The sequence below is a fragment of the Clostridium drakei genome (genome assembly GCF_000633595.2).
GTDB lineage: Bacteria > Bacillota > Clostridia > Clostridiales > Clostridiaceae > Clostridium_AM > Clostridium_AM drakei.
In genome coordinates, this window is the sequence record NZ_JIBU02000048.1 from 136,551 (window position 1) to 152,403 (window position 15,853).

General features: G+C 28.9%; 23 protein-coding genes. 18 read left to right on the forward strand and 5 right to left on the reverse strand.

Translation table 11 applies throughout. The annotated features are described in order from the left end of the window. The first annotated feature begins 153 nt into the window (after positions 1–153). Positions 154–450, forward strand: coding sequence for a hypothetical protein (locus EG57_RS0220820; RefSeq protein ID WP_032079017.1), 297 nt, complete (start codon positions 154–156; stop codon positions 448–450). A 129-nt stretch (positions 451–579) separates the two neighbouring features. Further along, positions 580–1,269, forward strand: coding sequence for a DUF6033 family protein (locus tag EG57_RS0220825; protein WP_032079018.1), 690 nt, complete (start codon positions 580–582; stop codon positions 1,267–1,269). A 395-nt stretch (positions 1,270–1,664) separates the two neighbouring features. Here the strand turns inward: EG57_RS0220825 and rarD are convergent, their stop codons facing one another. Together rarD and EG57_RS0220840 are read right to left on the reverse strand one after the other, a co-directional pair. Then, a complete protein-coding gene (gene rarD, locus EG57_RS0220835; RefSeq protein ID WP_032079020.1) occupies positions 1,665–2,567 on the reverse strand; it encodes an EamA family transporter RarD in 903 nt (300 codons plus the stop codon). An 80-nt stretch (positions 2,568–2,647) separates the two neighbouring features. Next, entirely contained in the window at positions 2,648–3,844 is a 1,197-nt protein-coding gene (locus EG57_RS0220840) for an alpha/beta hydrolase family protein (RefSeq protein WP_032079021.1), read from the reverse strand. A 241-nt stretch (positions 3,845–4,085) separates the two neighbouring features. On the opposite strand from EG57_RS0220840, the gene EG57_RS0220845 reads away from it, so the two are divergent. From EG57_RS0220845 to EG57_RS0220900, 15 genes are all read left to right on the forward strand, one after another. After that, a complete protein-coding gene (locus EG57_RS0220845; protein ID WP_242859898.1) occupies positions 4,086–4,709 on the forward strand; it encodes a TetR/AcrR family transcriptional regulator in 624 nt (207 codons plus the stop codon). A 192-nt stretch (positions 4,710–4,901) separates the two neighbouring features. Then, a complete protein-coding gene (locus tag EG57_RS0220850) occupies positions 4,902–5,396 on the forward strand; it encodes a M28 family metallopeptidase (RefSeq protein WP_278246490.1) in 495 nt (164 codons plus the stop codon). Between the two features lie 63 nt (positions 5,397–5,459). Next, positions 5,460–6,422 carry a helix-turn-helix transcriptional regulator gene (locus tag EG57_RS0220855; protein ID WP_032079023.1) on the forward strand — a complete coding sequence of 321 codons (963 nt, stop codon included), beginning with the start codon at positions 5,460–5,462 and terminating at the stop codon, positions 6,420–6,422. A 92-nt stretch (positions 6,423–6,514) separates the two neighbouring features. Beyond that, entirely contained in the window at positions 6,515–7,141 is a 627-nt protein-coding gene (locus EG57_RS0220860; protein WP_032079024.1) for a type 1 glutamine amidotransferase family protein, read from the forward strand. Positions 7,142–7,401: 260 nt separating this feature from the next. Further along, positions 7,402–7,869 carry a VOC family protein gene (locus EG57_RS0220865; protein ID WP_032079025.1) on the forward strand — a complete coding sequence of 156 codons (468 nt, stop codon included), beginning with the start codon at positions 7,402–7,404 and terminating at the stop codon, positions 7,867–7,869. Positions 7,870–8,207: 338 nt separating this feature from the next. Continuing rightward, entirely contained in the window at positions 8,208–8,432 is a 225-nt protein-coding gene (locus EG57_RS0220870) for a DUF1659 domain-containing protein (protein WP_032079026.1), read from the forward strand. A 44-nt stretch (positions 8,433–8,476) separates the two neighbouring features. Next, on the forward strand, positions 8,477–8,620 hold the full coding sequence (locus EG57_RS26040; RefSeq protein ID WP_242859899.1) for a DUF2922 domain-containing protein: 144 nt from the start codon (positions 8,477–8,479) through the stop codon (positions 8,618–8,620). A 592-nt stretch (positions 8,621–9,212) separates the two neighbouring features. Further along, positions 9,213–10,343: an RNA-guided endonuclease InsQ/TnpB family protein gene (locus EG57_RS0220875; protein ID WP_029163156.1), complete on the forward strand. Its 1,131-nt coding sequence runs from the start codon at positions 9,213–9,215 to the stop codon at positions 10,341–10,343. A gap of 150 nt (positions 10,344–10,493) precedes the next feature. After that, positions 10,494–10,655: a DUF2922 domain-containing protein gene (locus EG57_RS27125; RefSeq protein ID WP_084572279.1), complete on the forward strand. Its 162-nt coding sequence runs from the start codon at positions 10,494–10,496 to the stop codon at positions 10,653–10,655. A 147-nt stretch (positions 10,656–10,802) separates the two neighbouring features. Next, a complete protein-coding gene (locus tag EG57_RS26050) occupies positions 10,803–10,964 on the forward strand; it encodes a YvrJ family protein (protein ID WP_084572280.1) in 162 nt (53 codons plus the stop codon). A gap of 59 nt (positions 10,965–11,023) precedes the next feature. Beyond that, positions 11,024–11,509 carry a sigma-70 family RNA polymerase sigma factor gene (locus EG57_RS0220880; protein ID WP_242859900.1) on the forward strand — a complete coding sequence of 162 codons (486 nt, stop codon included), beginning with the start codon at positions 11,024–11,026 and terminating at the stop codon, positions 11,507–11,509. Positions 11,510–11,701: 192 nt separating this feature from the next. Next, positions 11,702–12,166, forward strand: a complete 465-nt coding sequence (locus EG57_RS27130) for a hypothetical protein (protein ID WP_242859901.1) — start codon at positions 11,702–11,704, stop codon at positions 12,164–12,166. Between the two features lie 115 nt (positions 12,167–12,281). Continuing rightward, entirely contained in the window at positions 12,282–12,569 is a 288-nt protein-coding gene (locus EG57_RS0220890) for an ACT domain-containing protein (protein ID WP_046066009.1), read from the forward strand. 102 nt (positions 12,570–12,671) lie between these two features. After that, positions 12,672–13,250, forward strand: a complete 579-nt coding sequence (locus EG57_RS0220895; protein WP_052038027.1) for a GNAT family N-acetyltransferase — start codon at positions 12,672–12,674, stop codon at positions 13,248–13,250. A gap of 112 nt (positions 13,251–13,362) precedes the next feature. Beyond that, on the forward strand, positions 13,363–13,992 hold the full coding sequence (locus EG57_RS0220900; RefSeq protein ID WP_032079028.1) for an HD domain-containing protein: 630 nt from the start codon (positions 13,363–13,365) through the stop codon (positions 13,990–13,992). Positions 13,993–14,107: 115 nt separating this feature from the next. Here the strand turns inward: EG57_RS0220900 and EG57_RS0220905 are convergent, their stop codons facing one another. Both EG57_RS0220905 and EG57_RS0220910 read right to left on the reverse strand, forming a co-directional pair. After that, on the reverse strand, positions 14,108–14,737 hold the full coding sequence (locus EG57_RS0220905) for a class I SAM-dependent methyltransferase (RefSeq protein ID WP_032079029.1): 630 nt from the start codon (positions 14,735–14,737) through the stop codon (positions 14,108–14,110). Between the two features lie 177 nt (positions 14,738–14,914). After that, the gene (locus tag EG57_RS0220910; RefSeq protein ID WP_032079030.1) at positions 14,915–15,295 is read right to left on the reverse strand and encodes an RrF2 family transcriptional regulator; all 381 of its coding nucleotides are present in this window, start codon (positions 15,293–15,295) and stop codon (positions 14,915–14,917) included. Between the two features lie 145 nt (positions 15,296–15,440). Between EG57_RS0220910 and EG57_RS0220915 the strand changes: the two genes are divergently transcribed. Continuing rightward, complete coding sequence (locus EG57_RS0220915; protein ID WP_032079031.1) at positions 15,441–15,674, forward strand: hypothetical protein; 234 nt, start codon at positions 15,441–15,443, stop codon at positions 15,672–15,674. Positions 15,675–15,683: 9 nt separating this feature from the next. Here the strand turns inward: EG57_RS0220915 and EG57_RS26840 are convergent, their stop codons facing one another. After that, positions 15,684–15,830 carry a hypothetical protein gene (locus tag EG57_RS26840; protein ID WP_200880590.1) on the reverse strand — a complete coding sequence of 49 codons (147 nt, stop codon included), beginning with the start codon at positions 15,828–15,830 and terminating at the stop codon, positions 15,684–15,686. Positions 15,831–15,853 lie beyond the last annotated feature (23 nt).

A 15,853-nucleotide genomic window follows, 5' to 3' on the forward strand; every position in this document is an offset into this window, starting at 1 on the left:
TTAAGCACTGTATTATTCAAAATTGAATTTTGCAGTGTTTTTGCGTCACAATACAAAAATAATACCTAATTAGATATTATGAAAATCATGGAATCGAACAAGAAGCCATTAAGTTTATAGAAAACCAATTTTTTAATGTAAAGGAGATAAAACATGGATAACACAAATTTAACTAAAAACCGTGCTAGAATACTTAGTATTGTTGCTATTATAGTTCCTCTAGCTACATTTATTACCATGATGTTTGAATTCTTCCATGCCAAAACTATTAAGGGTATTACACCTAGTTTCACATTATTTATATGTATACTAGGGATTATTGCAGCTTTTATATCTAAAAAGATGTTTCCCAGTAAGTTGGGTAAAATAAGTTTGATTTTAACTATTGTTTTAACGATATTGAACTTGATACCATTCTTATATTTTATAGTTTTCTTTTCTATTCCATAAGAAATGATTTTATGTCCATATTCCGGTATTATTGTTACATAAGATATTTTAGTTACTAAATAAGTTAAGATTTACATTAATTACACGATATTAGGAATGAATTGTAAAATTATATTTGGAGGTAATATTGTGAGCGCTAATTTAAATTCGATATATTCTTCATGTATTAACAATACTAGTTATACACAGAGGTTGTCTACTGAAAAGACAATCAACTCTAAAAGTACTGATAGTAATTTATTTGCAACAAAGCTTGAAAATGAAAAAAAATCTGATACATATATCAATGATCTTAAAAATTGTTTTCCTAAAACAACAGTAACAGTAAGATCCATGACTGCTAAAGAAGTTGGAGATTATCGCGAAGAGTGGAAGGGTCAACCAAATGATTATTCAGGATTTAAACATGATATAGTTGTTTCATCTAAGGTGTTAGAAAAAATGGAAAAAGATCCTGAATATGCAGAACAAATGATGAAAAAAATCAAGAAAGCTGCTGTTCCAGAGGGATTTGGTAATGCTACAATATATGAATATAAGGTAGTAGTAAGAGATGATGGAGAGATTGAAACATGGGTATGTGCAGATTGTATGAATGGAAAAAACAAAAAAGTATATTACGATAATGATGACGATAAGAAGAAAGCTGAGAAAAAGAAACTTAAACTTATCTATGAAAATAAAAGGATATATGAGCAATGGAGAGTACAAGCCTTATCAGATGAAAAAATTAAAACTAACCAATTCATCAACCAACAATATTTTTTTCATGCAGGAGTTATAAATAAAATAAGGAATGAAGTTATTAATTCAAAGTAAAGTTTACTTGTTTCGTAATTCAGGAGAATTTAAAGAACGTCGTAGCTTAATGATGACAATGCTATTTTGTTCGGCAATAGCACTACTTTCTCTCTCCTTTACTTCAAACATATGGTGGCTACTATTCAGTTCTTTGCTAGTTGGACTGACTTCGATTACTCAAATGTTGATTGTGAACACTCCTTTTTCAGGAACAGATACTGATATAAAAGTAAAAGAGTTATTAGAAAAATAAAATAGGTATTTTAAAAGTAAAAGTCCTTTAAGGACTTTTTTACTTTACCCCTGGTTACAGAGTTGCTGGTATTAACCTGAATAATATTGATATTTGGGTATAAGGGGTAAGACATAATAAATTTGAAAATACCTATTATTCTTGAAGCACCAATATAAAATTATGAATGATTATTTTGCACAGTAAAAAAGTTTGATAAAGAGAATATAATTAAAGCAATCCATATAAGTCCAAAACTTACAATGTCATAATTTGTAAATTCTTCATGAAATAAAAATATACCGAGTATAAGACTTATTGTAGGAGATATATATTGGAGGAAGCCAATCACTGATAATTCTATTCTCTTTGCACCTTTTGCAAAGAGTAGTAGAGGAATAACTGTTGCAATTCCAGAACTTAAAAGTAGACACATAGTTTGTAGGTTTATCATGCTTAAATATCCTAGTCCATTAATTTGTTTAAATATTATATAAATTAAAGAAATGGGAGTCATAATAAGTGTTTCAAGGGCAATACCAATTATTGATTCTATAGTTACCATCTTTTTAAATAAACCATATGAAGCAAAGCTTATAGCTAACATAATTGAAATCCATGGAATTTTACCATATTCTATAATAATGAAAAGAACCCCAGTAGCAGCAAAAACTAAAGATACTTTTTGATAGAAGTTCAATTTTTCTTTGAATATGATTACTCCAAGCAGTACGGAAATCAATGGATTTATATAATACCCCATACTGGCTTCTATAACATGGTTAGAATTGACGGCCCAAATATAAATAAACCAGTTTATACTTATCAGAACGGAGCATATTGAAATTAGTAAGATTGTCTTTTTGTCTGAAAATTGTTTTATAAAAACTCTTAACTTTTTGGTGAATGTTAAAACTAATATAACGAAAACAAAAGACCAAATAATTCTATGAGCTAATAGCTCATCAGCTGGTATTTTCCTAAGTAATTTCCAATAAAGCGGCAAGAATCCCCAAATTGTAGAAGCTGCAGCACTGTAAAATATTCCAATTCTTTTATTGCATTTATATAATGAATTTTTCATAAATTTACCTCTTATATATATTATAGTTGACCCAGGTTAAGTAACCTGAGTCAATATCAGTTTTTTTACAACTATATATTTTAAAGAATTGTTTCAATCCAACTAAAAATCCGCTCGTTTGCAATTAGTTTTGCTCCTTCTTGACAATGAGATCCCGCTCCCTCCTCAGAGGTAAAGAAAATATAATCTTTGTTGCAAGTAAGAGTGTTATAGAGACACTTAGCTTGTCCTTTAAAAAAAATTTCATTTTCTCCATCTGTAATAAGTGTAGGACATTGAATTTTTTCTGGTATTTCTTCTAGGTAATAATTTTTGGCTTTTAATACAAATTCAGCAGGACTATCTACTCCAAACACATACATTCCATGTGAAACTCCCCAACGTAATGTTGAATTAATTTTCATTTGATCATATATAGATTTATTAAATTTCTCTGTATTGAGGAGCAAAGAATTGAGGAATTGTTCTCTTGTAACATTTAATTCGCTCATAAATCCTCCTAAAAAGTCATAAATGCCTTCATTTGCTATACAAGCAGCAAGTCTGTGTTCAAAAGCTGCCGCCCTAGGAGCAAGATAACCACCTAAACTTTGTCCCCATAAAATTATTTTATTTGGATCTATTTCTTTTTTTGTAAGAAGGTAATCTACAATAGGTGTTATGACTTTTTCATAGTCATGTCTAAAAAATAATTTCTTTTTTCTAATAACTTCACCTTGCCCAGGGCCTTCGAAAGTTAAGCAATTCATTCCATGTTCTAGAGCTATCATTGCCATTCCATATAATTCTTCTTTAGTTCCATCAAAACCAGTCATAGCTATTAAAACTGGTTTTGGTTCATTTGAATTTTCTAGTTGATAATAATGTCCTGGAAGTACAGTATTCTCATATGGAATTTCAATATTTTTGATACAAGGTTTGTTAAGTTTCATAACGTACGAGAAGCATTCCAGATTTGCATTATATAGTTCATCTATTTTTGTATTATTAGGATTTTCGTGAAGAAAAAATTCGGCTGTTCTGTAGTAGTTAGCAGCTCTAAGGTATTCCTTCTTTGCACTAATAGTATGGCCTTTTAAATAATTGTCATTAGCAATTTTATGAAGTCTTTTTGCTGTTTTACTCCATTCATTACACCAGCTAGCATAATTACCTTCTTCTATTTTTTCAGCAGTAGAAATAACTTCTGCTATATCAGCAGCACCAAATGCTGTTTCACCAAGGAGCCTTAATGTTTGGAATTCGAATTGATCATCTTTAAAAACTAAATTCATCATAATTATTGTTCTCCTTTCAATAATAGCGATAAGTTGATTTTTTTATATTCCTAAGAATAATAGATACGAGTAAAATCGAATAATTATTCACTTTTAATTGATAAATATATTTTATCTTAGAAAATATTGGATGTCAATATAAATCGAATAATTATTCACATTTTATTGACAAAAATATTTTGTAAGATAAAATATTAAGTATATGATTTAGCTAAAAACTACGAAAGGAATGAAAATCTTCATGGAGAATAGAAGAAAATCTAGGAATTTAAAACAAACTAGAGCTTTTAATACCAAAAAAAAGATATTAGAAGTTGCGTATAAGCTTTTTTGTGAGAATGGATATTATAAAACTAATTCTATTGAAATAGCTAAAATTGCTGGTATTTCTATAGGATGTTTTTATTCTTATTTCAAAGATAAAGATGCAGTATTTTATGAAATTTTAGATTTGTATAATAAAAATTTTTTAGAAATAGTCAATAATATACCAAATATTGCAGAAATAAGCAAAGGTGACAAAAAAGAAGGGATGCTTCTAATTGCAAATAAACTTATAATGATTCATGAATCTTCAAAAGACCTAAACAGAGAACTTAATATATTATATAATTCAAATACTAAAGTAGCATCTGTGGTTGATGAGCAACATAAAAAAATAAGAAATATTATTAGGGAATGGTTATGTTTTCACGAAAATGATATTAAAGTTACGGATATAGATTCAGCAATTATTATTATAGAGGAGATTAGTAATTCAATTATAAACAGAATTGTATTTAAAAAAGATGATATAGATTCTAATAGAATATTAAATGCTGGTATAGAGGCAATAAATAAGTATTTATTTAGTGAAAAATATTAAAAAAAAGGTATACAAAAATATATATATTAATAGTATTAATACTTTCTCAATTTTGCACAGGATGCAGTCCTTCTTATCATAACAAGAAAGAGGTACCAATTAATAACAATAAGCAAATAAGTCTATCTGATGAAAAAATTATGATGGATACTATTAATTCAATATGTACTACTAATAGAAAATAAAGATTCTATAGGAGCAAACGACAATGCTTCTGGAGTTGCTGTAGTTATGGAGATAGCTAGACTATTAAATAAGTCATCCAATGATTATGAATTACGGTTTATTTTCTTTGGAGGTGAAGAATTTGCATCTATTGGTGCGAGATATTACTTAAGTCAGTTATCAGATAATGATAAAAAAGATATAAAAGCCAATATAAACATGGACTCAATAGCACAGAAGAATCATGATAATCCATACATTTTTACAGTAGATGGTAAATCCAATTTTGCTACAGAATTATTAAAGAATGATTCTAAAAACAAAGATATAATTATAAAAAAAATGAATCGTGAAATAAGTGATTATGTTGAATTTGATAAATGTGGAATACCATCATTATGTATAGGACAAAGTTATGATAAAAATTTAAACATAAATGGACCAGAAGATAAAGTTTCAATTGTAGACAAAACAAAACTTAAATTAGTTGCAGATATAGTTGTGAGAGCATTAAGTAATTAAATATTTTATGTCACATTTCAATGTAAATGATACTATTAAAAATCTAGGGAAGTGGGACGCATTATGTCAAAAAATGATAATATGCTAGCAATTTTATGGATGCTGAATTCAGGTGCAAAGATAACTGCAAAGCAAATATCTGAAAGGTTAGAAATAAACATAAGGTCAGTTTATCGTTATATGGATGCATTGTGTGTTAGTGGAGTGCCAATAATATCGGAGCCTGGTCATAACGGCGGATATAGTTTGCTTAACAACTTTATCCGAACACCTCTGTTTTTTGACCTTGAAGAGAAAAAATCACTTTTGCATGCTGCCACTTTTGCAATGGAAGCAGGATATCCTTTTATGGAAGCACTAAATAGAGCAACATCAAAGTTAAAGATGTTCTCCAATCAAGAACAAGAAAAAGTTCTCAACCGTCATTTAATGGGATTTGAAGTAGTGAGTCGTATTTGCGATCCAGCTGTGAAACCTATATTAATGATAATTGAGCAGGCTGTTGCTAATGAATGCTCTGTGGAAATTGAATACTGTACAGGTTATGAAGGACATCCTAAGCATAGGGTTGTTGACCCCTATGGCATGCTCTACTGGAATGATAAGTGGTATGTTATTGCATTTTGCCATCTTAGGAATGAAATTCGCAGCTTTAGGGTAGATAGAATAGTAAATATTATAAGCACTAAAAATACATTTAAGCGTCCTGAAGCTTTTTCGGCACGTGAGTTTTTTACAAAAAATTTATTATCCAATACAGAAAGCAAAGCAGGACTTTGTACTTTAGTAATTGAGGGCAAATCAGAAGCATTGAATGACCTTTGTGCACATTGGTTTTTAGGATATCATCTGACAGAACGAACTGAATGCAGAGCTAATTTTTTAATGGATGAAAACTCAATCCATACCTATGTTCCTCATATTCTACTTCCATATGGTAAATCAATAAAGGTGCTTGAACCAAATAGTTTTAAAGATGCTATGGTAGCAATTCTTAAAGATTTGATGGACTATTATCTTCACTGACTGAGTTTGTCAGTGAAGATAATATATAATAGATCGAGATGAAGTCTTATATCAGCTAGACATCAGATAAAATGAATGTGGAGGAATAGAAAATGAAGAATATAGTATATATTTATGTATTTGATACAATGGCAGACTGGGAAATAGGTTATTTAAGCGCTGAAATTAATTCAGGAAGGTACTACAAAAAGGGATTAATGCCGCTAAAAGTAGTAACTGTAGGAATTACCAAGGCCCCTATTACTACAATGGGAGGCTTGAAAGTATTGCCAGAAATTGAACTTAAGGAGTGTAATGCTCATGATGCTGCTGCTTTGATTCTACCTGGTGGGAATACATGGACAGAAGCAATTCATGCTCCCATTATAACAATGGCTGAAAAATATTTAGAGAAAGGTATTGTTGTAGGGGCAATTTGTGGTGCTACAATAGGACTTGCTATGGGGGGAGTATTGGATAAACGAGCTCATACAAGCAATGACCTGGGGTATCTTAAAATGGTCTGCCCAAGCTATCATGGAGAAAAGTATTATAAGCAGGAATGTGCAGTAACTGATGGAAGTTTGATTACTGCCTCTGGAATAGCTCCCCTTGAATTTGCTTTGCATATATTGAAAATTCTAGATGTATTCTTACCGGAAACCTTAGATTCCTGGTACAATCTTTATAAAACCCAAGAGCCAAAATATTTCTTTAAGCTTATGAACTCAATTCAATAAAATGGCTTAAAGTGTGTAAGGCAACGGTTAGAAGAAAGACTAAGGGTGTCCATTGAATGTATCGTAAAAACAATGTTATAATTTAAACTGTAGAAAGTTATAAATAGAGAAAAACAGCCTTGAGAGATAAAACTCTTGAGGTTTTTTAGTGCAAAAAATGTATAACTCAGCTTTCGGATTTTGAAAATTGAATAGTGTGATATTTGTAAAATATGTTATAATTTATTAAAAAATAAATCAAATTTGAAAGGATGAAATATATGAAATTTAAGAATCCTATGTTAGTTGTAACCGATATGGAAAAAGCAAAAACATTCTATAAAGATGTTTTAGGATTAAGAGTTATTATGGATTTTGGAGCTAATGTTACTTTAACAGGTGGTGTTGCTCTGCAAACAAAAGAAAGCTGGAAGGATTTTATTCAGAAAAATGACAATGAAATTAGATTTAATGGAAATGAATCAGAACTTTATTTTGAAGAAGATAACTTTGACAGCTTTATTAATAAATTAAATTCATTCAATTATATTGAATATGTACATCATGTTTATGAACATAAATGGGGACAGAGGGTGGTTCGCTTCTATGATTTAGATAAGCATATCATTGAAGTTGGTGAAAATATGAAAGTCGTATGTAAGCGTTTTTTGGATAGTGGACTTACTGTAGAAGAAATAGCAAAAAGAATGGATGTTCCTGTAAAATTTGTTCAAGCATATACAAAGTAAATTAAACTTCAATTTGTAAGATTTAAAAGATATAAATATTTATTAGTATACAAAGAATTAATAATAGGTTTAAATATCGCACTATTCATAATGAATTTGCGATATTTTTTTGTACGTAATTCAAAAATTATATGAATTAAACATAGTTATCAAAGAAGAAATCTATAATTTTAATCATAGGTCCTAAATTATTTTAGTGATAAATATTATTAAATCAAAGTTTTATATGTGTAAAAGTTGAGTATATAACTTTTCTAATAGTTTTGAAAAATATTATTTTTAGGCATGACCATTTTTCCAAGTAGAGTATATATATTAAGTGAAAGGGGTTGATATATATGGCTGCAAAATCAACAAAGCTTGAAAGTTCAATGGTTCTTAAATACAAAGATGGAACAGACAAAAATGGAAAGGACAAAATTAAGAAACTAAATTTTTCAAAGGTTAAGACTTCAGCAGTGGATCAGGATGTTCTTGATGTGGCAAAATCAATTGAAATTCTTATTGGCAAAACTTTAGATGAGCTTATAAGAGTTGATCAAAACGGAATAACAAACGCTTAAAAATCAAATGCTGCAATTAAAAATTAAAAGGAGGGGATGTTTAAATGGCAAAATCATTATCAATGAGTTTTTTAACTGATGAAGGGAAGAAAGCTTCTATAACTGTAAATAATGTAAAGGAAGATTTAACAGATGCCGAGGTTAAAGCTGCTATGGGGGTAACTAAACAGTTACAGAAACTTTCATAAAGTCTAAAAAACTTTAGAAGTTTTTTATAACTAAGCCTCCCGCATTCGTAAAGAGTGTGGAGTGTATCCAACAAGGATACCAAAATCCTTTGAATTGCTGGAAGTTCCTAAAGCTTAACTAACTACAACGTAAGGATGAAATAAGCCTAACCGTGAAGGTTGCGAAAGCAGAAAAAATAGTTAAGATGGCATAGGGTTAAATCCTAAGTGTTAAAACAATGGATAATCAGCAGCTAAGACTCGAATAGAGTAAAGTTCAACGACTATTTCGTAAAGGAAGTACACTACAAGCTATTGGTAGTGGAAGTGGAGGATACCTAATTTGTACTAGTTCAGTATAAAAGGTAATGATATAGTCTACGCTCGTATCCGAAAGGTCGAGGCTACTAGCGCAAGCGAAATGGCATCATAGAGTAGCGTTCTATGGTAAATACAATAAACTTTATAAATGTTCTTTGAAAACTTTATATAACTTTATAAAACAACACTCTTTTAAAGAGAATAAATGCAATCTTTTAAAATCATAATTAATCATCTCATATGATTTTATTATATGGTTATAATAAAATTATGGAAAGAGAGGTGAGAAATGATGATAAAGGCAATAAAGATAAGATTATTTCCAAGCAAGGGACAAGAAATATTAATGTTTAAATCTTGTGGTGTAATGAGATTTGCTTATAATTGGGGCAGAGCTAGATGGGAGGAGTTATATAAGCAAAGCTTAGAACCTTCAAAAGCTAAAATAAAAAAAGAATTTAACAATACTATCAAGAATCAAGAAAATTATAAATGGTTAAAAGAAGTTAGTGGTCAAATTACAGCACAGGCTTTTGAGGATTTAAACAATGCTTATAAGAACTTTTTTAAAGGATTAGCTAAATACCCTAGGTTTAAGACTAAAAGAAAATCTAGAAAATCTTTTTATGTTAGATATGATAGACTATACTTTAAAGAAGATATAGTCTATATTGAAAAAATAGGTAAAGTAAAATGTAAAACAAATTATGATATACCTATTTTACCTAATTATAATAATCCAAGATGTCATTTTGATGGCAAGTACTGGTATCTAACATTAGGATTTGAGCATAACGAAAATCAAGTTGAGCTTAATAAAGATTTATCTATTGGGATTGATTTAGGAGTTTCTAATCTAGCTGTAGTAAATTGTATAGATAAGCCTATTAAAAACATTAATAAATGTACTAAGGTTAGGAAACTGAAAAAGAGATTAAAAAGATTGCAAAAACAAGTATCAAGAAAATATGAAGCAAATAGACAAGATAGTAAATATAATAAAACCAATAATATTATTAAGCTAGAAAAAGTTATCAAACTTGTATACAGAAAGCTCAATAATATTAGAGCTAATCACATACACCAAACTACTAATATGATAATAAAACTAAGACCTTATAGAGTTGTGATGGAAGATTTAAATATTAGTGGTATGTTAAAAAACAAACATTTATCAAAAGCTATACAAGAACAAGGTTTTTTTGAATTTATTAGGCAAATGCAATACAAATGTAAGTTTAATGGAGTAGAGTTTGTCCAAGTAGATAAATTTTACCCTAGTAGTAAAACCTGCTCTTGTTGTGGAAATGTTAAAAAAGATTTAAAACTTAAAGATAGAATGTATGTATGTGATATCTGTGGATTAGAAATGGATAGAGATAAAAATGCTTCAATAAATCTTGGTAATTACAAAATAGTATAAATGGTGATTTTGAAAAATTATACTATGTGTATCCTGCGTTGTGGGAGAATTTAAGTCCTGGGAGAGTTACACCAAACTAAAGTAGAATGAGAAATTATTCAAAATAGAACTCTGTGAATAGGACAGGTTATTTAGTAATGAATAACATAAGTGAAATTTATAAAGTTATATAAGGTTTTTATATGCATTTATAGAGTTTATGCAACGGTAATAATAGCTAAGAATATATTTTTCTCATCAGGTGGAGATTTAAAAGCAATAGATTCTGCACATATAATTGACAGAAATAAAACTAGTTTATCAGTTAAATAGTTATGGTTATTCATAAAAATAACTAATCAGCAGGTTATTTTATATACTTAAAGTTTGCTGTTGTAGATGGACAATTGATGTTGATTTTTGTAATGAAAATCAGCATTGATTGTCCATTGTATATTAAAGAATATGGAGGTAATAGTTTTGGGAGATTTGGTAAATTTGATTGGAAATGTGGGGTTCCCTATTGCAGTATCTATATACCTTCTAGTGAGAATTGAAGGTAAGATGGAAATACTTACTCAGAGTATCAATAATCTTTCTAATGTTATTAATGATGCTAAGAAGAATAGCAATAGTAAATAAAGGTGGTGTTTATCATAGAGGAACTTGTTAAAAAAGCTAGGAGTGGAAACAGAGCTGCAGTGGATGAAATCATAGGAAAGTTTAAGTATTTTGTAATTAAACAAGCATCTAAGTACAGCATACCATCTTATGACTTTGAAGATTTAGTACAGCATGGATATCTTTCTATAATAAAAGCAGTAAATCTTTATAATACTGGTGGAGGATCATTTACTACATACTGCACAAATGCAGTTATAAATAATTTCAAGGCACTTTTAAAAGGACAGATAAAACATTATAGAGAAATTCAAGATGAAAATGCTATTAATATGGAGGCTTATGATTTTACTCTTGAAGATGAAGTTATTGCATATGAGGAATCAGCAAAACTTAAAGAAGCTTTGTACAAGCTTCAGGGTATGGAGAAAAGTATCATTGAAAGTGTATATATTAAAGGCACTACTTTAAGGAAAGCTGCAGCTGACTGCGGTATAAATTACAGGAGGGCTATTAAGGTGAGAAGAGAAGCACTTAGAAAATTGAGAAAATATTTAAGCTTGTAATAGTGGTAAAGATAAAGTGTATCTATTGAGAATTTAAGTATGGATACACTTTTTTTATTTGTAATAAAGTAAAGTTTGGTATTTTTAATTGTGTTATAATTTACTAAAAGATAAATAGTAAATTTGTTGACTTGATAAACTGTTTACATAGAAAGCTTCAAAGATTATGTATTCAATGTTGGGGTGAGGTTTATGTGGATTCATGATAAAATAAAAAAAGATTTGGAAGATATTTATCCTGGAAGCATCAAGAAATTAAATAATATAAAGAGTATCCCATACGAAAAAGCAATTTTACTGACTGCGTATTTATGGGAAAACTGTTTTAGCACTGATAATGATATTTGGGTGGTTTCATCTCGAGGATTATTATGGCAGATTCCAAATGATTGGATAGAAACAAATGTTGAAAAAATATTACAACATATAAAAATAGATTGGTCAGATGATTTTCAATATTCAAATATGTGTGCCGTGTTTTTTCATATTCCAAGTATATTAAAAATACTCATTGATATTGCAAGAAAGAAAGTTATTAATTCTGCAGTATTAGAATTTGTTAATGATTTTGAAGAATATTTACCTAATGGAGATATGCATATTTATCAAAAAACAATGGAGCTATTTGAAAGTTCCAAAGGTTTATTAATAGATTAACATATAGTTGCTATTGAGAATTTAAGATAGATATACTTTTTTTATTTGTAGTAAAGTTTTGTATTTGTAAATTATGTTATAATTTAGTAAAAGATAAAATAGTAATTTGAAAGGGATGTGTCTTATTGGTAAGACGGACGAAGAATTATCATTAGTGTGTAGTACAAAATTAGTGCCTGAAAATACAGTTGAATGTGATAATGGCTGGAAAGGATTCAGGATACAAGGTATATTAGATTTTTCTCTTATTGGGATTTTATCAAAAATAGCTACATTATTAGCGGAAAATAAGATTGGAATATTTACAGTATCAACTTATAATACAGATTACATATTTACTAAAAAAGAAAATTTCGAGAAGGCAATAAACGTTCTTGAAAATAATGAATATAAAATAAGTTGATAAGTTTTGAATTTAGATTCTATTATTATGAATTCTAATTTAAAGTTAAATGTCATAATTTGTAGAGATTATTAAAATAATTTTATAAAAGAAGGTGATATAATGATAAATGTTACAATGCGTATGGCAACTAAAGCAGATGCAAAAGAAATTTTAAATATATACAAACCTTATGTAGAAAATACTGCAATCTCTTTTGAATATGAAGTTCCATCTGTTGAAGAATTTACTGAGAGAATTAATAATATATTGAAAAAGTATCCATATATAGTAGCCATAGATAACGATCAGATTATTGGTTATGCATATGCCTCATCATTTAAGGAGCGAGTTGCATATGATTGGGCTGTTGAAACTACTATATATTTAAGTCAGAATTGTCGGGGTAAAGGTGTAGGAAAAAAATTGTATTTAGCTTTGGAAGAAATATTAAAGAGACAAAATATCCTTAACTTAAATGCATGTATAGCTTATACAGCTACTGATAATGCATATCTTACCAATGCCAGCACGTATTTTCATGAACATTTAGGATATAGGAAAGTAGGTTGTTTTTCAAAATGTGGATACAAGTTCGAAAACTGGTATGATATGATTTGGATGGAGAAAATAATCGGAGAACATTCTGCAAATCCAAAACCAGTTATTCCAATATCAGAATTGAAAGAATTACAATTATAAACTATAAAATTAATTAAGAGTAAGTGAGTAAGATAGAAAACATATATTGTATAAATTATAACGAAGTAATCTTAATTGATCCCGTTAATTTACATTATACAAGGAGGATAATATGTTTCCAAATAAAGAAATGGCTGAAAAGGAATTAGAAATAGCAGGACAATTAAATCCTGGACCGTGGATAGAACATTCTATCAATGTAGCATTAGCGGCTCAAATGATTGCAGAAAAATGTAGTAATATTAATCCAGTCAAAGCATATGCGTTAGGACTTCTTCATGACATTGGTAGAAGATATGGTATAAGTGCAAGAAGACATGGTATTGACGGATATAAATTTGTGATGGAAAAAGGTTGGGATGAAGTGAGTAGAATTTGTTTGACACATTCATTCCCAGTACCTGACTTTGACAAAGAAATAGGGAAAAATGATATGAGTGATGAAGAAAGTGAATTTGTTAGAAAGTATATTAATGACATAGTTTATGACGACTATGATAGATTGCTTATTGTTTGTGATGCACTTGCAGATGCTCAAGGTTTTTGTATGTTAGAAAAGAGGTTTGTTAATACAACAAGACGATATGGAACATTTCCTTTTACTGTGGAACGTTGGAATGCAACATTTGAAATGAAGGAGTATTTTGAACAACAAATGAAGTGCTCAATATATGATATTCTTCCAAACGTAAAAGAGACTACATTTATAGATGTACCACTATGGAAAACAGCAGTAAAATAGTAATTTAGCGGATAGATTTAAAATAAAATAAAAAAATAGAACAAATGGTAGTTCTATTTTTTATTTTATTATATGATTACCCTATCATAGGTTTTATTTGAGAACTTTATCAGCTTTATAAATCTTTTCTGCATTTTATCATTAAAAAGTTTACTGGAGGTTTATCTGGATTATCCTTATGTATGTCATCAATTTCTACAAAATCTACAAGCCCATAATTTCCAAACTCTTTCTCTATAGACTTAGAATTATAGAAAAATAGTTTTACCCCATAGGTTGTTTCATAATAATTTTCAGCAAGCTTCGTGCCATTACCGTACATTGGAGCTTTTTCCGAAACTGCCGTAAAAATCATATATCCACATGGTTTTAAATGGTTATAGCAATCATTAATAAATTTTTTCCTTTCATCTTCATTTAATAAATGAATAAGCGCAAAACTAGCTACACCATCATAGAGTTTATTTTCAAAAGGCATATTTGATACTGACCCATGATAAATTTTATTATTAATTCCATTTTGCCTTGCTATATTAATTGCGGTTTGAGAAATTTCGATTCCTGTAACTTCCATGTTATTATCAATAAATGGTTTTATGTTTCTTCCATATCCAACACCTGGTATTAAGATATCCTTTAGGTTATTTTCAGCAAAGTAATCTGCTACTATAATTGCAGTGCTTGATGGCTCGAATCCCCACATTGCTTGCTTTTCTGCAAAACTTTTTTCCCAAAATTCTGACATATAAACATCTCCTTTAAAATTTTTTATAATTTTATTATTACTATAAGCCTTATTTTATAGTACAAATATTGTCAATAAGCTATTTATAACAAAAATATAATTATTTTAATCAAATACATTACAGACTGTATTTATCTATAATTGAATTATAAAAACACCAATGAAATTAAGGCGTTTTTATATAATTTCAAATAGTTTTTTATTCTTGAGATAAGTTTCCATTATATTCTCCGCTTCGTCCATTGCTTTTTGGATTTTGCACTCATGATTTTCATCCATTTCACATGTAAACATAGGACTACTTCCTTCAGTTGCCTTAATTACATCTAAAAGTGAAATATCTTCTTTGTTTTTTCGCAGAACATAACCACCATTTACACCTGGGGTTGATTGAATTATGTTAGCTCTTACTAACTGTGTTAAAATCTTTGACAAATAACTCGGCGAAATATTTAAATGATTTGCCAAAGGCTGTAAACTTAAGTTATCTTTTTTATCATACTTAATCATATATGCAACTATATGTAATGCATAATTAGTAGCTTTGGTATATTTCATATTAATCCTCCATGTATCATTAATCAGATATTACAGACTGTATTTATCTATAATATACCCGCTTATACTTTTAGTCAATACTTATTTATGATTTTACTCTTGAAGATGAAGTTATTTCATATGAAGAAGCATCCAAAGCGAAAGAATGGATGAGGAAGATAATCGTTATATAGAATTAAGCATACCAAATAGAGAAGTGAAGTATATTTTTAGAACAAAAATCTTAAAGTGGTTTGAAGAAAAGATAAAAACAAAGGATTTAAGTGTTTTATATGCTGCAATAATTAATAAAGATAGTGAAACTTTTCAAGAAGAACTTAATAAACTATACATTTCAAGTGAATTAGAAATGTATAGCCTTTTTTTATGCAAAATTTGAATCACAACATTAATTTTTATTCAGCATTCCTACATGGCCATTTTTAAAATAAGATCTAAATAAATAAGACATTTTCTCTGAATCAGGAGTACAATTTGATTTTAACCACCAATCAATAGTACCGATTAAAGCATTAGCGGTAAATAAGAACGCCATTTCTTGTATCTCCGGTGGGCAGT